The sequence below is a fragment of the Paenibacillus sp. EPM92 genome (assembly GCF_016586185.1).
Taxonomy (GTDB): domain Bacteria; phylum Bacillota; class Bacilli; order Paenibacillales; family NBRC-103111; genus Paenibacillus_G; species Paenibacillus_G validus.
The window spans coordinates 41374-61487 of the sequence record NZ_BCPS01000104.1; the positions used below are offsets into that span (position 1 = coordinate 41374).

Genomic DNA, 20114 nt, shown 5'->3' on the forward strand with positions numbered 1-20114 from the left:
TTCCCCTCCTAACCTCCGCGTTTGCTGACCATGTCAGCGCCCAAGAGATTCACAAAGATCATACAGATGATGGCTATGCACAAAAACACAATGACAGACAACGCGGAGCCGGCTCCGAAATCAAGCTCGGCAAACATCGTTTTATAAGCATAAATCGAAATGGACTCCGTCGAATTCGCCGGGCCGCCCCCCGTCAGCACATAAATGAGATCGAAGACACGGAAGGCATCCAGCGTACGGAACATCAGCGCGACAAGGAAGGTTGTTTTCAAAGAAGGCAGCGTAATATGAACAAACTGTTTCCACCGCGTCGCACCGTCCACTTGAGCCGCTTCATACATCGACCCGGATATCGTCTGCAACCCGGCGAGCAGCAGCAGTGCTACGAAAGGAGCTGTTTTCCATGTATCGGCGAACACGATCGAGAACATCGCTCCCGCTTTCGTCGATAGCAACGTACTCATTTCGGAGATCAAGCCAATTTCGGTGAAAAGCCTGGCAATCACGCCGTTCTGTCCGTCGTACAGAAACTGCCACATCATGGCGGAAATCGCGGTCGGCGTCGCCCAAGGAATAAGAACGGCTGCCCGCACGAGCCCCCGGCCTCGAAAAGAGCGGTTGATAAGCAGGGCGATCAACAGACCGAATAGCATCTCCATCGATACAGCGCACACCGTAAATAAAGAGGTGTTTCCAATGGATTGCCATAACCGCGGATCCGCGAAAAACCGCTTATAATGGCCCAGGCCGACAAAGTTAGGCTCCATGAAGGTCCCCATTAGCGCCCCGATGAGCCCTATGGGATCGTCGGGGCGCTTCATCAAGCCCTCCTCTTTCACTTGCTTTAAGATCTGAAGCATCTCGCCGAGCTCCGTCCTCAGCTTCAACGCCAATTCCCGGTCCAGCTCGAAGTACTTCAGCTCTTCCGGCACCGGCTGAAAATCGAATAGCAGACGATCAATCTTCTCATATCTGGCTTTAAAGGCCGGATCGGCCTCCAGCTCGTTCTTCATCTCCTCCGCGCGCTGCCGCAGCGGCTCCAGGCGATCTTTAACCGCTCCTCCTTCAGCAGCTTCCGCCCCAAGAATTCTAAGAAGTATCGGCATGGTCTCCGTATACTTCTCCATATTCAGGGCATACTCCGCATGAATCTCCGACTTTGTCGGATCATTGAGCCGGATGTCATATAAGCTGATCCAGAAGGAGCGCAGCACCGGCCAGATGGCAATCGCACAGATGAGCAAGGCGGCCGGCATAATCAACAGGTAAGCCACCCGAGCCTCTTTGGTAAACGCCGTTCGTTTAAACATATTTTCGAAAGACACCGCCTTCGGTCACAGCTATATCGAGAATCGAAATGAATGAAGAGTCGTGTGCCTTGAAGGCTGTAGACTCATTATGTGTTTATTTGCTGCCAATAGCTTGCTTGATTTGGCTTTCCAAGTTGCTCAGCGCCTGCTCCGGTGTTTGCTCCCCAGCGATCGCTTTGGACACCTCGACTTGAATCAGGCCGGAAATTTTGGCATATTGCGGTGTAATTGTTCTTGGGATCGCGCTGCTTAGACCGTTGACAAAGTCGCGGCTCGCGAACAACGGACTCGCTTTTTGTACCTCCGCATCATCAAACAGAGACAAATATGTGGGCGTTTGCGTGCTGTTGACGGCAATGATTTTTTGCCCTTCAGGGCTGACCGCAAATTTCAGGAACTCCCAGGCTTCCTTCGGATGCTTGGAATATTTGTTGATAGCCGCCAACCAGCCGCCAAGAGCTGCTGCTGAACGGGCGTCACCGGCCGGAAGCGCTGCAATACCGACATTGCCTGCAACTTTGGATAGCTTCGGATCGTTGGCCTGTGCGTACAACGCCGGCCAGTGACGGGCAAACACCGCGCTGCCTTCCAAGAAGGCATTCAGCGTCTCTTTCTCGGTAAAGGTGTTTAAATTGGCTGGTACGGACTGAGATTTTTGAATCTCAATGAGCTTCTTCAGCCCTTTCAAAGCTTCCGGACTATTCACCGTTACATTGCCTTTGTCGTCGATAATTTTACCGCCGTAGGCGCTGACGAGCTCCGTAAACCCGACCGTTAACCCTTCATACTGCTTCCCTTGGGTTACGAAACCGTATTTGGTGCCGCCTTCCCCCTTCAACGCCTCCGCTTGCTTGAGAAGATCATCCCACGTTTTCGGAACTTCCTTCACGATATCCTTGCGGTAATATAGCAGCCCCGCATTGTTATAACGCGGAAGAGCCCACTGTTGTCCGTTGAAATAGCCTGCGTCGATGCCGCCCTTCAGATATTTAGTGAGGTCGACCTTATCCTCCTGGATCAACCGGTCGAGCGGAAGAAGGAAACCGGCTTGGGCGAATTCGGCAGGCCAAACGACGTCCAGATTGATCACATCGATTTCAGCCGATTTACCGCCAAGGATGGTAACAAGCTGATCATGCATTTGCGAGGAGTCATTCGGGAAATCGCGTACTTCCACCTCGATGTTCGGGAACTTCGCTTGGAAGGCGGCGACCAGCTTCTTCGTGCCTTCCGTTTGGTCGGCCCCCTGACTGAATACGATCTTTACCTTCTCGGCCGGCTTATTTTCTGCAGCCGGAGCGTTAGGCGTGCTGCTTGGGGCAGGTGCCTGGTCTTGAGGATTCGATCCACCGCAGGCGGACAGCGCAGCAGCTGCCAGCGAGAATACAAGGGTTGTGCTCAGAGCTTTTTTCAACATATGATTGGCCTCCTATTTGGTTTGAGCATGGAAATTATAGCTATCGAGCGGCGTGCAGAAGTGTATCACCCCTTTCAACCCAAATGGAAACGTTTGCTGAAAAGCTTTTCAGATTATCGTGAGCTTTAGCTCACTTGGTTTTTCACCTAATTGATGTTGATATCTCTCACGGAATGCCGTTCTTCAATCCAATGCGACATGTACGTGCGCAGCTCATCCAGCTGTTTGCCGTTGATGAGCTGATCCAGCTTCCGGACCGCTTGAAACCCCATTTGGTACAACGGCTGGGCAACGGTGGTCAGCTTCGGGTAGCTCATGCCCGCCATTCTCGTGTTGTCAAAGCCGATGACCGAAACCTGCTCAGGCACTTGAATCCGGTTCTCGTGCAGATAAGATATCGCACCAAGCGCTCTCTCATCACTTGAAGCGAAGACCGCTGTCAGCTCGGGGAATTTCGCATACAGCTTTTTCATGGCTTCGTAGCTTTCTTCAAAGTGATAGTTCGCATATTCGATGCGGATTTCCGGTGTAGCCTCCAGACCATGTGTCCGCAGTGCTCTCATGAATCCTTGAATTCTCGGCAATCCGGATATCGGATCAAGTGTAGACCCGCTAATCATGCCGATGCGCTTGTGTCCCTTGCGAATCAGATACTCCGTCGCATCATACGCAGCTTGCTCGTCGTTCACTCTTACGGAAGGGATCTCGTATTCCAAGCTATGCGTGGCAGCCAAAACAATCGGTATATTCAACTGCCGGAACAGTTCATAGCTGTCCGGATAAATCGGCTCGCTTGTAATGACGATCCCGTCGATCTGCTTTTCGCTTAACACCTTCACGCTTGCCAATCGACGAGCTTGATCGTTAACCGTATTACAAATAATCAGGTTATTTCCGCTTTCATGCGCCGAATCTTCCATCCCGCGGATGACCTCTGCATAAAATAAGTTGGAGATGTCCGGAATGATGACCCCCAGCGTCTGCGTTCTTTTGTGAATTAACCCCCGTGCCAAGGCGTTAGGGGTATAATTTAGCTGCTCGATCGCCTCCAAAATCTTTTCCCGCTTATCTTTGGCCACCAGATCCGGATTATTCAATACCCTGGACACCGTGCTAATAGAAACGTTGGCCATACGCGCTACATCTCTTATGGTTGATTTCATAGGATTCACCTGTCATTTGTCATGAAAAGCTTTTCATGACCATTATATCAAAGGCGCTCCGGCTCCACCATACCTTTTTTGATAACCAACGGGAAATTTGATATGAACTCAATCCTTATACCGAGTATTATACTAGGTATTATATGAATATCAAGATTTTTTTGAAAAAATTTGCGGAATTCAAGAAATCTTTCGGGCGGCAAGAAAAAATAATACAGCGCGTCCTACCGGAGGACACGCTGTATTCCTTAGCTTATTCGGTTATTTTCTTAAAGATTCGATACATGAGCACGGCGGTTTCGGCCCGCGTTATATTCGCCAGCGGTTCAACGCGCCCATTGCTCCCCTCGATGAATCCAGCCTTCACCATGCCCGCGACAGCCTCCTTGGCATAATCGGCAATCTGCTGCCCGTCGGCGAACGTTTCGAGCGAAGCCGCACCGCTAATTATCGGCGCTTCCGCCGCCTTCAACGCCCGTTCGGTTAGGACAAATGTGTCTTGCCGGGTAATCGGATCGTTCGGTCTGAATGTATCGTTGCCCGAGCCCTCGGCGATTCCCAGCTTCCTTGCAGCCGCGATCGCTTCGTAATAATAATCCCCGGGCTGCACATCCTTGAAGTTTTCTGCCACTTGCTTCGACTCGAGTCCGAGCGTCTTGACCAGCAGCGTTACAAAATCCGCCCGGGTGATCGGTTTGGCCGGCGAGTATTGCTTCTCGGACGTTCCTTCGATGATGTCTCTGGAGGCCAGCGCCTCGATCGGCCGCTTCGCCCACTCGAGACCGTTCAAGTCGTCGAACGTTTTGAATACCAGAGCAACGGCGTACGTACTGAAGTGGGTCGTCTCGAATACGATCGTTTCAGAAGCCAGATCGTATTTGGCGTTCGCTATCACATGGGCCTGACCCTCCGAATCTATGTACAGGACGACCAGATGGTCGCTTTTGCTTCTTTCCTCCGGCGTTGCCTTGTACGGAACCGATACCTTCACTTTCACATCCGGGTTGTTCCAAGCCAGCGTCCGGTCGCCGTCCTTCATCTCCAGCTCAATAACCGGACGGTCACCGACTGACGCGCGGACCTGCTCGCTCAAGCGGCCTTGATCGGCAGCGCCTAACGTTAAAGTGACGGTGGATGAATTGTCGCTACGTCCCGTCAGCATATTGCCGGGGAGCACAACAGTGCCGACGGCCGACACAATCTCGATGCGCCGGGATGGATTATCCTGCATCAACGCTGCCGACGGGAGCGCCAACGCATATGTCCGTACCCCTTCTACGGCATCGAGCTTAACCGTAACGGTCTTCTGCCCGTCCGTTCGCGCTTCCGCCTGTATGAATGCGCTATGGAGCTCCTCGGCCTTCAGCTCCGCTTTGGCTGCAGCTCCTTCCCGAGTCGGCTTCACGGTCAGACGGCCGTCCTCGTCCGGCTTGGGCTGCTCTCCCGCAGGCTGTTGTCCCGCAGGCTGTTGCGGGCCAGAGCTAGCATGATCGTCGCCGCTTTCTTCTTCGTCATCGTCGGAATTGCTGCTTGGTCCCGTCTTGAAATTCCAAATCCCGGAGACGCTGCGGCCGCCGAAAGCATCCTCCGCGACAGCGTACCACTGCTGCAGGGTCTTCGCCGGGAGACGGTTCCAGACGACTTCAGCCTTGGAGCCGCTCGCGACTTGCTCCACCTGGCCAATCCGTTGATCCGTATACACATTAACGCCCATGTAATCGGTCGCTACGCGCTTCTTCTTCGGCTGCAAATCGAGCGTTAACGTAAATTCGTCCTTGTTTGGATACTCCACGGGATCGTAATAGTTGTAATCGTCCAAATAAGGGGAATAGGTTTTAATATTGAGCTTATTGTTATCCGTATCAAATTGCATTAACCGAATGTATCCTTGTCCCCCTTCGGGGCCGCCTTGATAATCGGCCAGCATTTGATATACGTTCCGGTCCTTGACGCCGTCTCCGTCGTCATCGATTTCATCGACCAGCAGCTCGGCGTCATGATAATGCCCGGATAAGACGGCAATGACATTTTTATTCGGTACTACGACCCGCTCAAACACCTTATCGGCAATCGGCGCGCGGTTGCCCGACACCAGCAGGTATTCGTGGAAATTCAAGATGGCCATCCGGTCCGGATACTGCTTCAGCACATCGTCCATCCACTGGATTTCTTTGTCGCCAAGCCCCCAGCCCATATACAGCACGATAAAATCGTTGCCGTGGGACGATATGAGGTCATAATGCCCTCGGTTGTTATCGTACGACCCGCCGAAGGTCGGCTGCTTCTTGAAGCGGTCCTCGCCGAAATAATTCCAATAATGATCGTAAGCGCCCAGCTTATGATCCACGTCATGGTTCCCTGCAAGCACCCCATAAGGAACGCCTGCCTTCTCCAGCACCGCCATATCGTCCGAAGCGCGCTGCCACTGTATCGGTTTATCCGCTTCATCAACCAGGTCGCCGGTGTGGATGACATATTTAATGTTCATCTCATCCTTCTTATCCGCAATCCAATTCACAATATCCTCATAGATATGAGGATAGCTTTCGGAATAATACTGCGTATCCGACATCCAAACGAAGGAATAATCGTAATCGTCGGGCGTAGGAGGGATTTCGTCCTGAATCAGCACATCGATGGTGTGCGAGCGGGAATATTTCCCGGCTTCGAAAGTCGCGTACAGCTCAAAATCCTCTGCACCCGCCACATGTTGGGCAAGCTTCTCCCACTCCTGCTTGGTCTCATCCCATGCGTACATGGTTACTTTGCGTCCTTCCAGCGAAGCTCCCTGCCACTTCAGCTCAACGGTATCGGTTGCTTTCACCGACGGATCCAGCTGCACTTGGAACCTTTGGTACGGGAACTGCGTGTCGCTGTCCGTTGTTACATATTGTCCGTCCTTGGCCGCAATCGCCATATAGTCCGCTTCACCAAAAGCTGTTTCTCCTGCCGGAACCTGCTGCTTCGGCGGCTCGTAATCGACCGTATTCCGATAGCCTGCGAGCTTTCCAGGTGCGCCGCCTCCATACGCGTAGCCCTTGTAGAACGAAACCTTCATGGCATCACCGGTCGGATCGGTCACCTTCACGGCGAGGGATACGTCGGTCTTAGCAGTTCCATTGCCCTGCTGCGGCGCGATGAGTTCCGGCTGCGAAGGGTGTTCGTTAGGCGTAAAGAAGGTAATCTTGGATTCCGAACGATTCCCCACCTTATCGCTGGCTTGAATGATCAGCGTATGCTCCCCGGGCTGCAGCTCGGAAGAGGAGGTGGCATACGGGAACGTAATAGGCGCGCCGTCGAGCCGGGTCTCCACCTTCTCCAAACCGGATGAAGCATCGCTAACGGCTGCATCAATGATAAACGGTCCTTTATACATCTCTCCTTCTACCACCGTTGGTTGAACGGATGGAGCCGTGTTGTCCACATTGACGGTGGCCGTGCGTTCCCCGCCTCCCGATTGGATAACCTTGACGGTGTAACTTCCGTCGGCCCACTTTGTCGTATCCCATTCATAAGCCTTTGATCTAAACTTCTCCTCCGTAATGTGGAACTTGAAATCGATCACCGGGAATCTGCCACTGCTGTCCCCCATCTTGATTTCCTGCTCGCGGTCCGTATAACGGTCATCATACAGCTCCGTTCCGTCAGCGAGAACAAGGCGAATGTTCTTCACCTGGAAATCGTCCTTGTTTTCTTCCTGCCGAGTATCAAACGGCGAGGCTTTGGAGCCAGCCCGAATGGAAAGGACATTATCCCCGATTTCCAAACGGTCCGGGTTGATCGGAACGGTTAACGTCGTCCAATCATTAATCGTATCATCGAACGTGAACAGAATCTCCTGCCCGTCGGTCACCGCATTTTTGAACCAATAATTGACCGCGGTCACATCAAAGGCGAAATACGCCTCATTCTCCAGCGCAATGCTTGCAGGGGCGGCCGGCTCGTTATCAATCGCGACGCTCAGCTCGCTCGGGGCGGCCGACTGCGACGTAGTCTTCAACAAGTACCGGCCAGATAACGTGTCTCCGTCCTTCACGTTCATTCGAAGCGGCGATGTATCCAAGCCTCCGGTAATAAGCAGTCGATACGTCGGGCTTGTAGTCGTATTCGTGCCGTCTGAAGCTGCAAAGTAATAGTCAACATAAGTCCGTCCGATCAGCTCTGGCGAAAAGACCTTGTGATGATACATCGTATCGCTGAAGCTCTCTTTCAGGTAACGCTTGGTGTACGCAGACTGCTGATCCGTTTTGTAAAAGACCGCTACCGTCTTCACGCCCTGATCGTCCTTGGCATCCGCAACGAGCTCGACATCCTGCCATTGCTCCACCTCCGTTTTTCCCGTCAAGACTTCAATCGTCGGTGCTGTCGTATCCACAGGCAGCATCACCGGAAGGAGCGGCACTTGATGGCCGGCTACCGTGCCCGGCGTCGCCGCTTCCAGACCCGCGCTGTACTTGATCATCGTAGCGGCGCCGTTGGCGGCGTACTTATAGAAGATGCCTTTGTTCGCCTGCGTTTCTTCGTCGTTGTCGTAGAGCGCAACCGATATCTCTTTGTGGGTGTTCGTGGCAATGACGATGCCCCGCTTGCCACCGTTGGCCATCCCGTCACTGCGCATCTTCATGATGTTCACGTTTTCCTGCAGATTCGTGCCATAGATCGCGTTAAAATCAGCGACGGTTTTGGACTGGTTCTGCGCGTTGATAATCCAGAATACCATCGTTTGCTTAGATGGAAGGATGAAGTCCTCTACGTCCGTCGGCCAAACGACATCGGCGTCCGGACCGGAGTCTGTATAACGATAATAAATTTTATAATCTTTAAAGTTAACGTCCTTGTCGGAGTTGTTATAAATCTCGATAAACTCATACCCGTCAGCCAACCCTACGTTCGTCGAATCGGGCACAAGCTCGGTAACCATTAACGGCGGCAGCGCATTGAAGTCGATATCCGGCATTGCAATCTGCACCGTATACGTATCTGTTTTTACAGTATTGGCGCTGTCCTTAGCCTGAATATAGTACTGAAGCTGCGCCTCCTTCAGCTCTGTTCTAGGAATCGCTGCGCTGAAGTCGGTACCCGTCATTTTTACAAGCGGTACAGATAAGAAGGTCGGTTCCGAAATCGATTTATAGTATACCGCCGCCGTTACAATATCGTTGTAGGTGGCCCCAGCGACCGTATCCTCCGGATTCGTAATGCTCGCCGTGATGATTACATCGTTCTCCACATTTGCAGCCGTTACCGGCGTGTGCGTGATGACCGGCGGCTCGTTATCCGGCAGGTGCACCGGAGTATCCGGAACCTGACCGGGGGAAAGCGTCCCTGGCGTCGGCGACTGCAGGACGGCAAGCTTCGCTTGTTCCGTTCCCGCTAGTGGAGATCTATAATAAACGCCTAATCCGGTGCCAATGTCTTCTGTGACGTAGATCGCTCTTGTGATCTCGTTGGCGGCCGCGTCTCGAATGACCACGCCGCGGCTGCCACTGTTCGCCAGTCCGGTAAAACCGGTCCCGGTAATTTCTGCGATCTGATCGGGGTTAAGCGACGTTCCGTACTTGGAGTTAAAGTCTGCGACCGTCTTCTCGCTCTTGTTGTACCAGAGAACAACCGTTTGCCCAGAGGGCAGCGACACCTCAGGGAATTGGAACGGAATCGTAGATCCGTCTGAGGGATAATAGTACCTAACAGAATAATCGTTTAGCTTAAGCGTCCGATCAGAGTTATTATAGATTTCAATAAACTCGTAATCGTCATCCCCCGTATTATTCGGATGAATTTCCGTCACGAGCAGCACCGGCGCGCTCGACTCTGCCGCCGCAACTGCAGCAACGGGTCCAAAGGGTGACAAACAGCTTAGCAGCAAACTGCCAGCCGCCACGGCTGATATGTATGTTTTCAACAACTTACGTATGCTTCTCACCATTCGCTTCTCCTTTATATTGAAAATACGCGTTCGATAAACCAGAAGACGCCGAATAAGCCGATCAAACCCGAGGCGCCTGGAAGCCAGCGGTCGTAGGCTTTCTTCAGGCTTCGATGAAACACCCACAGCAAGGGAAGCACAATCGCTATCACCGCAAGCTGACCGAGCTCTACCCCAAGGTTAAAGGAGAACAAGGGCAGTGCAATGTGACCGGCCAGCGTTCCCTGCAAAATCTCGGCAAACCCGAAGCCGTGAACGAGTCCAAACAGCGCCGTCAGCGTCGTCCGGTTCATCGGGATCTTCCGGGTCCAATTTAGATTCTCCATCGCTACATATACAATGCTAAGGGCGATGAGCGGTTCGACAAGAATCGGCGACAATGAGGCCAACTCCAATGCGGCCAAAACCAAGGTCACACTGTGACCCACGGTAAAAGCCGTAATTAGGCGGACGACCTCCTTCCGGTTTCGCGTGGCAACAATAAGACCGGCGACGAACAAAAGATGATCGGCCCCGCCCCATATGTGCTCCATCCCCATCCGCACGTACTCCATGAGCGTCAGGTACCAAGGGTTGGAAGCGGAGCCTTGCGAGGCCGGCTGCACGCCTTTGAAGCTTGTCTTCTCCTCTGCCGCCCCCGCTTGCCCGCTCTCCTGCGTCTGCGAAGAGCCTTGAATTTGCAGGATGGCGTTGTTCTGGTTCAACACCTGAGTGACGGTTTGTCCACCCAGAAGAATCGTTGCGAAGCTTCGATGGTCCGAGTTCGTTCCGTTGTAAAAGAACCCGTACTGCACCTGAAAGCGTTCAACCTTGCCGGGAAACGCGTACACCAAATCGAGTTCGACCATTGGCATTTTGGCCCGCAGCGTTTTCTTTACCTGTTTGATCGCGGCTTGTCCGACCTTGCCGTCCCCTGTCACAATCAGTCCGTCGTTCACAAATGCCTTCAAGCTTTCCGACGCATCGCTTAATTCTTGTTCGGAAAGCTTTCCGTCCCCGTCCTGATCCAGCTTGAGCGCTTCCATCAGATCATGCTCGCCAAAGGAAAGCAAATATTGAAGCTCCTGTTCCTTGACGGTGATATCCGAATACCCGGTAGAGGTGAAATGTGCTTCCGCGCCGGGCGGAAGAAATAGCCCCAAACCCATCGCCAACAGCAGAACAACAGCCGTCAGCCCTCTACGGTAAATGGGACCGTACCTATTCGCGAGCATCATTTAACATGATCAACCTCCCTTCTTTGTGTCCAACTCTTTAGCAGCAGGCGGTTCATTAATTAAATTGTAGTCATTTATGTTCGCTCGATGTTAACGCAGCGTTAAGAAATTATGAAGAACCGACAAAAATCGATTCCTCACGACAAAAAGCCCTTCAAATGAAGAGCAACTGGGCATGACTCATGCAGTTGAACGGGGCAAGGGGATCAACTCCCTATACCATCTCATTATTACGACCGCACGCCAACACGCTAGATGTTATCGCAGGTTTCTCTAAGGGGGTACACCCTTCTCCCAATTTAAAGCACCAAAGGAAATAGGCCAATCAGAAGTTTCTGACTGACCTAATAATTCGCAAGGGCCCTTTCGGGTTCCTTGACGGTGAGCGGTTGTAAAATTAATATCCATTGCGCCGTGACTTGCGAATTAGTCGAACGACGGTAAAAATAACAACGATCCATAAAGCGAGGCTTAGCAGTGAAAGCAAAGGAAACCCGAGCGAAAAACCGGCAAATGGATTGAACAGTGATCCTAGAATCGTCCCCAAAGCTAATCCACCGAATAGTCCGCCAAAAAATCCACCAAAACCGGTTCGCGGAGATGGCGTCGTTCTCGGAGGCGCTGGATTACGTACCGCATTATCCGGTCTAGCAGGAGTTGTACGGCCGGGGCTCCCGATCCCGGGATTATAGCTTCCCCGAGGCGAACGATATCCGCCCCGTTTAAAAGGCTCAACAGTACCCGACGGTTTGACTTCCTCTTGCATTTCATACGACAAACTGTAAACTTCCGCCGGCGAATTTCCAAAAACCAATGTGCCCAATAGGACCAGTACCAAGATCTTTCTCATTTTGTTTGTTCACACCTCCACCAGTAGATTGCCCCAATCGGCGGATGGAAATATTACGAATAATCAGGGAATAAGTGGACATATTAAAATTACTTTCAACAAGGGTCGCAAACATTGGAGCACTGAAGTACCACGTTACTTCAATAAAACAAGCAAACTGCCGCGGCATCTGCTTGTAAATGAAACTTACTCTTTTGTTCACACATGATTATATATAGAATGTCATGTTTGTCTTTTCATCCTTATAATATTGGATTCGCTTTTGCAGATTTCCAGTGTGAAATTCAAATTTATGTCCATCAGGGTCCGTAAAATAAATTGATTTTCCTTCTCTTGCTTCATCACGATTACGCCCATCCAGGATACTTACACCTTGATTCTTAAGTTGCTGTTCAATATGTTCAAAATCATGTTCATCTACTGTAAAAGCCATGTGGGTATACGATGAATAAATATCATTTCTTGGAATATCCATTTGTACATTTAAAGCAAGCCAAATACCATGTAAATCAAAATAAGCCATCTTTTCTGCTTTAACCATAAGTTTCGCTTTAAGCGCTTGCTCATAAAATAAGATTGATTTCTCAAGGTTAGATACGGAGATAGTGATATGGTTTAATCCTTTGATTTCCATTTTGTTAAACCCCTCCCCTTCATATAATCATGCTTTTATACATGACATCATACGATGCATCCATTCAAAAAGCCTGCTGGCCTTTTTAAAATGCAAAAAAGACAGCTTTGGACTGCCTTTTTTGGTCATTCATTACGATACTGTGTGAGTTCGTGCAGTGATCCATAGCAGAAAGAACCATCCCTAACGCTTCTATTATCATGTGCCGCAAAAGGTTCGGTAAGGACGGTTTGATTGCGCAGGCAGTGTCGAGTAATCAGCCTGTTCGGGGGAATGCGCGTAAGGGCTTGAAAGAACATCAAGAAGCCGCTCCATCACGCTGTAGTCTCCTTGTTTCACTGCGGCTTCTAGTGCGGCTTCTACCCGGTGGTTCCGAGGGATTAGCGCAGGATTGCTGTTCCGCATCAACTGATGCGAGGAGGCTTTCGTTTCCTGCTGCCTGCCTAATCTCGCCTGCCACAGCTCGTGCCACTGAGCAAATTCCGGGGTCGTAAACAGAACCGTATCCTCCGCCGTATCAAAAGTTAATGAGCGGAAGGTATTGGTATAGTCCGCACGATACTTTTGCATCATACTGAGCAGGTCTTCAATAAGGGATTCATCCTCTATCTCTTCGTTAAATATCCCCAGTTTTGCTCTCATTCCCGCGAGCCAATTCAAGTGATACCACTCCGTAAAATTTGAAATCGCATCCTGGGCCAGTTCGACAGCCTGCTCCTGATTTTCATGCAGCAGCGGCAATAGCGCTTCAGCAAATCGCGCGAGATTCCACGCGGCAATATGCGGCTGATTGCCATAGGCATAGCGGCCTTGAGTGTCAATGGAACTGAATACCGTTGCCGGGTCATAGGCATCCATGAAGGCGCAAGGACCATAATCAATGGCTTCTCCACTAATGGCCATGTTGTCGGTGTTCATCACCCCGTGAATAAAGCCAACCAGCTGCCATTTGGCAATCAGCACGGCCTGACGCTTAATCACTTCCTGAAGTAGGAAAAGATAGCGATTCTGGGCAGCTTCAACGTCTGGAAAATGTCGTTGCAATGTATAATCAGCCAGGACCCGGAGATCCTCGGCAGTGCCCCATTTTGAAACGTATTGAAAGGTGCCGACGCGCAGATGACTGGCAGCCACGCGAGTCAAAATTGCGCCAGACAGGTCGGTTTCACGGATTACCGACTCACCCGTTGTCACCACCGCTAGGCTGCGGGTAGTCGCAATACCAAGCGCATGCATGGCTTCGCTGATGATGTATTCGCGCAGCATCGGTCCAAGTGCCGCTCGACCATCACCCCTACGGGAGTATGGCGTTCTACCTGAACCCTTAAGCTGAATGTCAACCCGCTCACCGAAGGGAGTGATCTGCTCGCCAAGCAGCAGAGCCCGGCCGTCCCCTAACATGGTAAAATGCCCGAATTGATGCCCCGCGTAAGCTTGAGCAAGAGGCAAAGCACCTTCGGGAATCCGGTTGCCGGCAAGCACCGCTACGCCATCTTCGCTTTGCAGCGCCTGGACGTTCAACCCCAGGGATGTTGCCAACGGATTATTGAGAATGATCAACTTCGGTGAGCGTACTGGGGTTGGGTTGGTGACGGTAAAAAATGATTCCGGCAGACGGGCATAACTGTTGTCGAAGTTCCATCCTGTCTCTATTATTTCTTTTCCCTTTGTCATCGTATCTCCTGTTCTTCTTCAGTCTTTTTGTATCCTAGTTTTTTACATGGACAAAAATCATAGGCATTCTATTGCATTTTTTAGTTTTCTGTTTCCAGATTAACACAAGACAGGCCCTGTTAGTGTATACTTCTTCCAATTTATTATACCCTTTCTACACAAAGATGGCGCCTTATAAATATTATTTAGTAGTGAAATCATTCCCCCTCTATTCCTACGCGCAATACCAATTACGCGAAATTATACAGGCTCAAACCCTGTATACCGCTTAATACAAGGGCTATTGGCTTTCAATCAACACACTCCACATGAGACGTACGGAAACAACATACAATCTAGCCGCATCTATTGATAGGGTAAACTAATTCATAACAAAGAGGCCCTCACAGTCAAACCTAAAAATGGTCGAATCCTACATCTTGCCTAGAATGCGACGACGGCATCCAGCACGTTGTCAACCCGGCGCTAAGATAAGATTTTTTAAATTGAGTTAATCTGGGAGGAAATTCCTATATCTTGTTGTATATGTATTTATAATCATTAGCTGGAGGGAAGTATATTGGAGTTTTACATATGCCCGATCTGTAAATCAAAGAACGATGAACATCAAAAATACTGTACTCAATGTGGAACTTGGCTGCTAAGCGATAGGTTCCCCGCTCAGAAAGTAAAGAAGGGAACTACATGGGATAAATTATATGTCTGCGCATTTTGTGATACTGCTAATGAGCCAAACAGGAACGCATGTAAAAAGTGTCTGAAACCTCTGTTCTCTACAGATTACGAAACCAAGGAAATAAAAGTTGCCCGAGTAGCATTAGTGTCCAAAGTCTTTAAGATTATAGTATATGCCTTATCCGGATTAATTGTTTTATTTGGATTATTAACCCTTATAATTGATCCAAACAACAGGCCTTTTGCGATCTCTGCTACCCTAATTCTCCTGTGTATAATTCAATTAATATTTGGAATAATCAATCCCTCAATAATTCCAGGGAAAATAGCTTCGCGAAAAAAAGTATTGGCAACCTATGGTATTGCATTGATCGTTCTTTTCACTATCATTGGGAAGGTAAGTCAACCAAGCACGGGTTCCAAAAATATATCGGCAATTTCAACTGGTGCAAAGATAAGTGAGGATGCTGCTATCGCTACCACTGAAAAAAAAGAAACAGAGGATCAATTTAAAGAGTCTGCTAAGAAAATGCCTTATGTTGATCTTGCTCGGAACCCCGATAAATTTAAAGGTGAACGCCTTACTTTTGATGGCCAAGTTATTCAAGTTCTAGAGCAAGGAAACAACGTTGCTTTAAGGGTTAATGTAACTAAGGGAGACTATGGTATTTGGGAAGATACTATTTTTGTTAATTACCGGAGACAAAACGGAGAGGATCGTATACTGGAGAAAGACGTAATAACCATCTGGGGCGTTGCTAAAGGCCTAAAGACGTATAAAACCGTTCTAGGCAGTGAAACATCACTCCCGGAATTAGATGCCAGTTATATCAAAATTGCTGACAATAAGAAATGAAGAATGGGATGTTGAGACTTCTGTTTTAAGGGATTCCGATTATTACGAAAAATGCTTAATAAATTTTCAAAAAAAAGAAGCTTGAACTAAAAAGAAGCTTGAACCTTATATTGAATCATTCTAAAAGTACTATTTATGGAGAAGACAAATGAGAATCAATCTTATTGACTGCCAAGAGATCCCCAAAAGAATTGAAAATAAACTTCACGATATAGAGAAGCAAATTAGAGGTATAATTAATTCAATTCAGCAAATACAGATAACAAATTTAGGAACCGACCATATTATATTTAGGTTTGAGCAAAATGCCGACTATGATATTTTGGATAGTCATGAACACACGCAGTTACTTTGTTTCTCTATGAAATTTTCTCAGTTGCCTCAGCTAGAAAAAATAGAGGTTACAAAAAATAACGGTGAATACCAGCTTGCCAATCTAGATCATATAAGGCATGTAATAAATGATCATCGCTCTGTAATCTCCAACAAAAAAGATCCTATTTATTATAATACAATCCATGCTTTTTGTAGGAAAAAATTAATGAATAGGGACCCAAGTAAAGGGCTTGTGGTCCGTGTTTTTGATGTACAAGATAATGAGATCACAGAAACATATATTAAATACCTAGATGAATCATGTAAGTCTATTAGATACATTATTGATAAAAGCGACTTTGACTACCTTTACAATGGAATTTTACAGCATGCAGAACCAAGGCATACCGAAAGGTATAGAGTTGATTACACATCAGGAGAACTGAATTATCTATTTATTAAACACGCTATACTTTTAGGATGTTTCAAGCGAATTATGTTTCCACATTATTTACTTATCAAAGAATTGAGACTTCCAACGCTTGGGTATCTCTAGAATAGAGGATGCTATTGTAAATTCAGAAAAGCTGTGGCTTTTACCTGCGCTCCCGCATATATCCCTTAAGACCAAAAAGACTACCTTTGGATGGTAGTCTTTTTGGTTTTTTGATATTTCAATGTTAGTATCAACTTGACACTAAATTACTGTAATTTAACCCATACCCCACCAGTACCATCATAATTCCGTGCAAAGGTTAGTACCGGGTTTTTATCGGCTTTATCCACTTGAAATACAGCCCATCCTGTATGCGATGCGTTAGTATAAAGCTTTGTTGAAATCTCTGGACTAGGGGTAACAGCAAAGACGTGCTCATAGTCTCGGCCCTCACCAGAAACTGCATCAAATAATGCATTGTTTATGCTTACTTGAGCACCATCTTTTGCGTTCTTCGTTATTTTCACTTCTATTTTTGCAAGAATATACTCAGAGCTTTCTTTCGCTTCCTCGTTAAACTGGTTAGCTTCCTTTAACATTTTCCCTGCTTGTTCGCCGCGAATTACTTCGTGAACTTTTAAGGTTCCCTCGTAGTCATCAGCAAAATTTTTAACTTTGAACGTAAGCAAATCCCCCTTAACAGCAGGATTACTTCGGGAACTTCCTTTCACGATTGTTTCTGTTGTCCCATTTTCCCCAAGTAATACAGTATTGTTTTCAGCGTCCCAGCCCACCTTTACGCCAAAGGCTTCCCCTACTGCACGAGCAGGCAAATATGTCGTGCCATTGTAAGTAATCGGATTAATTACATTCCCCGCTTCATCCTGCGCCTGCCATGCCTTACCGTTTAATTTAAATTTTATACCCATGTTTAAATACGCTTGTATTTCTTGTAGATTTGAGGCAGCGAAAGCACCTACATAAACTGATGTGGCTACCAAAGCCGATAGGCCAGTTGTCAGTAATAACTTTTTCTTCATCCGACTCCACCCCTATATAGTTATGAATATTCAAGATTACCATTTCGACAGAATTAAGGAAAAACCTACCTAGTAATTGTTTCGGTCAATATTAAGATTTCTTTAACAAACAGAAACTTTACCTTTTAAAAATCACTAGGTATGGCTAAATATATAAAGGTGGGGTAGAATCGCCCGTAATACTCATTAAGTTAATTTCAGTTCATTTTTGTCGTTTTAACCCCTTGTACTGTAAGGATAAAGCTGAATCTCATTGTTCCAAAATATATGTCAAAATCTATGTCGCCATTAACAGCACGAAATTATCTCGACCATTTAGAGCGATCCTTATTCCCAATTTTTGGTCATCGTCTATTGCACGAAATCAGGACTTTACACGTCGTTACTTTTTTTGATGATTTGGACAAGACAGAATTATCAGGGAGCACCAAGTTATATATTTATAAAGTTTTAAAGAGCGTGTTTAATCAAGCCGTTAAATGGCAGGTGATCCCAAAGAACCCTGTTGAGGGGGCTACGCCACCAAAAGTTGATAAAAAGAAACCTCCTTTTATGACGTGGTTGAAGCACAGAGAGTAATCACGGCTTTATTAGACGAACCAACAAAGTGGAAATTGTTTTTCCTTGGAGCTATGCTCGGGGGATTTCGTCGTGGGGAACTAGTTGCCCTTGAGTGGGCCGATGTTTGATTTTGAAAATAGTACAATATGTATTAGAAAATCAATTTCGCTCACTCAAGACGGGCAAGCTTTTGAGAAAGCACCTAAAACAGCTGATTCAGAGCGTATTGTAGATATGCCAGGATGGTTCATTGAAGACCTTTGCCGCTTTCGTTTTACTTGGTTAGAGGAAAGAATGAAGATTGGTGACTTGTGGCAAGGCGGTGAGCGACAGTATGTATTTCATGGTGGAGAAGGATTACCGTTTTATCACAACACTCCTTCACACACATGGCGTAAATTTGTGGCACGTCACGGGCTCCCTAAACTCCGCTTACACGACTTACGGCACACCGCAGCAACTTTACTTATAGAAGCCAACACCGATTTAAAAATTGTTCAAGAACGCCTAGGCCATGCAAAATATTCCACTACTGCCGATTTATACGCCCACGTTACAAAAAAAATCAGTAAAGAAACTGCTGCAAAATTAGATAAATTTGACCCCTCAAAAAACTTTCGTCAACAATCCGTCAACAAAAGGTAACTAGCTGAAAAAAACTAGTATTGAAAAAAAGAAAAAACCCTTGATCTACAAGGGTTTTCTCGGTAAGCGGGTGATGGGAATCGAACCCACGCCACCAGCTTGGGAAGCTGGAGTTCTGCCATTGAACTACACCCGCGGGTGAAACAGCTAGTTCACATTATACGCGCTGTGGGGCCATTTGTCTAGATGGAACTGCTGAAGCAGAGGGAACTCTGCGAAAACGCTAACATTTGAACTCCCGTCCGGAAACCGATATGATTTACATATATCATTTTCCAATCCATTCCAAGGAGGAATCGATTTATGAAGTACCGGGTACTAGGCAAAACAAACCTGAAGGTGTCCGTCATCGGCGTCGGCACTTGGCAGCTCGGCGGTGAATGGGGTAAGCCCTACACGCAAAGCGAGGCGGACGCCATTCTCGATGAAGCGCGCGAATGCGGCATCAACCTGATCGATACGGCCGAATGCTACGGCGATCATACATCGGAGAAGCTGATCGGCCAGTACATCGCTCGCAGCCGGCGCGAGGATTGGGTGATCGCGACGAAGTTCGGCCATCACTTCCATGAGAATTTCACCCGTTCGCAGGTATGGTCGGCGGACGAAGTGCTGGCGCAGCTCGATGCGTCGTTGAAGGCGCTGCAGACCGATTACATCGACATCTACCAGTTCCATTCCGGAACGAACGAGGTGTTCGACAACGAAGCGCTCTGGACGATGCTGAACAAGCAGGTGCAGGCCGGGAAAATCCGCCACCTAGGGACGTCGATCGCCAGCAACGATAATTTACATCAGGTCGAAGCGTCTTCCCGGGTAGGCTCGGAAGTGATTCAAGTCGTGTACAACCGGCTCGACCGCAAGCCAGAGGAGCGCGTCTTCCCTTCATGCGAATCGCAGCAGCTGGGCGTACTGGCGCGCGTGCCGCTAGCCAGCGGTTACTTGAGCGGCAAGTACAAGCCCGGCGCTGTATTCGCCGCCAATGACGTGCGCTCTCGTCATGAGGCGGAGCAAACGCGCCTCAAGCTCGAGGAAGTCGAACAAATCCGCCGTAACGAAGTACCGGCCGGCCTGGACATGTCGACGTGGGCGCTCGCTTGGTGCTTGAAGCATCCGGCCGTCACCGCCGTCATCCCAGGCTGCAAAAGCCCCGAGCAAGTGAGAGCTAATGCCGCTGCGGCCGACTATGTCGGCGAAGGGCATCCGCAAAATTGGAAGAAATAGCTCCTTCCGACACATACTCCCGTTCGGCCACCGTTTGTGGAGACGGGAGTTTTTGTTTCACACGGAAGGAATACGTGCCTTTCATGAACCGGAGACGACAAGTTGGACGTCCTCAGGCAGACTCACTTTTTTAGGTAAGTACATCCATGCCAAAAAACCGCTTCACATCTT

12 protein-coding genes and 1 tRNA gene are annotated in these 20114 nt (G+C 48.6%); 4 read left to right on the top strand and 9 right to left on the bottom strand.

Going from position 1 to position 20114, the window contains the following annotated elements:
• Positions 1 to 8: 8 nt before the first annotated feature.
• From JMF85_RS26205 to JMF85_RS26235, 7 genes are all read right to left on the bottom strand, one after another.
• Positions 9 to 1310, bottom strand: a complete 1302-nt coding sequence (locus JMF85_RS26205) for a carbohydrate ABC transporter permease (RefSeq protein WP_201319255.1) — start codon at positions 1308 to 1310, stop codon at positions 9 to 11.
• Between the two features lie 94 nt (positions 1311 to 1404).
• Positions 1405 to 2727: an ABC transporter substrate-binding protein gene (locus tag JMF85_RS26210; protein ID WP_201319256.1), complete on the bottom strand. Its 1323-nt coding sequence runs from the start codon at positions 2725 to 2727 to the stop codon at positions 1405 to 1407.
• 146 nt (positions 2728 to 2873) lie between these two features.
• Positions 2874 to 3890, bottom strand: a complete 1017-nt coding sequence (locus JMF85_RS26215; RefSeq protein ID WP_201319257.1) for a LacI family DNA-binding transcriptional regulator — start codon at positions 3888 to 3890, stop codon at positions 2874 to 2876.
• A 253-nt stretch (positions 3891 to 4143) separates the two neighbouring features.
• Complete coding sequence (locus tag JMF85_RS26220) at positions 4144 to 9813, bottom strand: S-layer homology domain-containing protein (RefSeq protein WP_201319258.1); 5670 nt, start codon at positions 9811 to 9813, stop codon at positions 4144 to 4146.
• 14 nt (positions 9814 to 9827) lie between these two features.
• A complete protein-coding gene (locus tag JMF85_RS26225; RefSeq protein ID WP_201319259.1) occupies positions 9828 to 11033 on the bottom strand; it encodes a HupE/UreJ family protein in 1206 nt (401 codons plus the stop codon).
• A 1058-nt stretch (positions 11034 to 12091) separates the two neighbouring features.
• Positions 12092 to 12517: a metallothiol transferase FosB gene (gene fosB, locus JMF85_RS26230; RefSeq protein ID WP_201319260.1), complete on the bottom strand. Its 426-nt coding sequence runs from the start codon at positions 12515 to 12517 to the stop codon at positions 12092 to 12094.
• 198 nt (positions 12518 to 12715) lie between these two features.
• Positions 12716 to 14191, bottom strand: coding sequence for a protein adenylyltransferase SelO (locus tag JMF85_RS26235; protein WP_201319261.1), 1476 nt, complete (start codon positions 14189 to 14191; stop codon positions 12716 to 12718).
• 559 nt (positions 14192 to 14750) lie between these two features.
• Here JMF85_RS26235 and JMF85_RS26240 point away from each other — a divergent pair.
• A complete protein-coding gene (locus JMF85_RS26240) occupies positions 14751 to 15722 on the top strand; it encodes a zinc ribbon domain-containing protein (RefSeq protein ID WP_201319262.1) in 972 nt (323 codons plus the stop codon).
• 148 nt (positions 15723 to 15870) lie between these two features.
• Complete coding sequence (locus JMF85_RS26245) at positions 15871 to 16593, top strand: hypothetical protein (protein ID WP_155614563.1); 723 nt, start codon at positions 15871 to 15873, stop codon at positions 16591 to 16593.
• Positions 16594 to 16739: 146 nt separating this feature from the next.
• Here the strand turns inward: JMF85_RS26245 and JMF85_RS26250 are convergent, their stop codons facing one another.
• Positions 16740 to 17513: a stalk domain-containing protein gene (locus tag JMF85_RS26250; protein ID WP_155614564.1), complete on the bottom strand. Its 774-nt coding sequence runs from the start codon at positions 17511 to 17513 to the stop codon at positions 16740 to 16742.
• Positions 17514 to 18182: 669 nt separating this feature from the next.
• On the opposite strand from JMF85_RS26250, the gene JMF85_RS26255 reads away from it, so the two are divergent.
• Complete coding sequence (locus JMF85_RS26255) at positions 18183 to 18719, top strand: site-specific integrase (protein ID WP_155614565.1); 537 nt, start codon at positions 18183 to 18185, stop codon at positions 18717 to 18719.
• Between the two features lie 65 nt (positions 18720 to 18784).
• Here the strand turns inward: JMF85_RS26255 and JMF85_RS26260 are convergent.
• Positions 18785 to 18855 (bottom strand) — tRNA-Gly (locus JMF85_RS26260).
• 167 nt (positions 18856 to 19022) lie between these two features.
• Here JMF85_RS26260 and JMF85_RS26265 point away from each other — a divergent pair.
• Positions 19023 to 19943 (top strand): aldo/keto reductase, encoded by a 921-nt coding sequence (locus JMF85_RS26265; RefSeq protein ID WP_201319263.1) that lies wholly within the window; start codon positions 19023 to 19025, stop codon positions 19941 to 19943.
• The last annotated feature ends 171 nt before the right edge of the window (positions 19944 to 20114 follow it).

Coding starts and splice junctions, on each gene's coding strand:
- JMF85_RS26245 (WP_155614563.1), top strand. CDS start 15,871: ATGAGAATCAATCTTATTGACTGCCAAGAGATCCCCAAAAGAATTGAA.
- JMF85_RS26210 (WP_201319256.1), bottom strand. CDS start 2,727: ATGTTGAAAAAAGCTCTGAGCACAACCCTTGTATTCTCGCTGGCAGCT.
- JMF85_RS26225 (WP_201319259.1), bottom strand. CDS start 11,033: ATGATGCTCGCGAATAGGTACGGTCCCATTTACCGTAGAGGGCTGACG.
- fosB (WP_201319260.1), bottom strand. CDS start 12,517: ATGGAAATCAAAGGATTAAACCATATCACTATCTCCGTATCTAACCTT.
- JMF85_RS26250 (WP_155614564.1), bottom strand. CDS start 17,513: ATGAAGAAAAAGTTATTACTGACAACTGGCCTATCGGCTTTGGTAGCC.
- JMF85_RS26265 (WP_201319263.1), top strand. CDS start 19,023: ATGAAGTACCGGGTACTAGGCAAAACAAACCTGAAGGTGTCCGTCATC.
- JMF85_RS26205 (WP_201319255.1), bottom strand. CDS start 1,310: ATGTTTAAACGAACGGCGTTTACCAAAGAGGCTCGGGTGGCTTACCTG.
- JMF85_RS26235 (WP_201319261.1), bottom strand. CDS start 14,191: ATGACAAAGGGAAAAGAAATAATAGAGACAGGATGGAACTTCGACAAC.
- JMF85_RS26215 (WP_201319257.1), bottom strand. CDS start 3,890: ATGAAATCAACCATAAGAGATGTAGCGCGTATGGCCAACGTTTCTATT.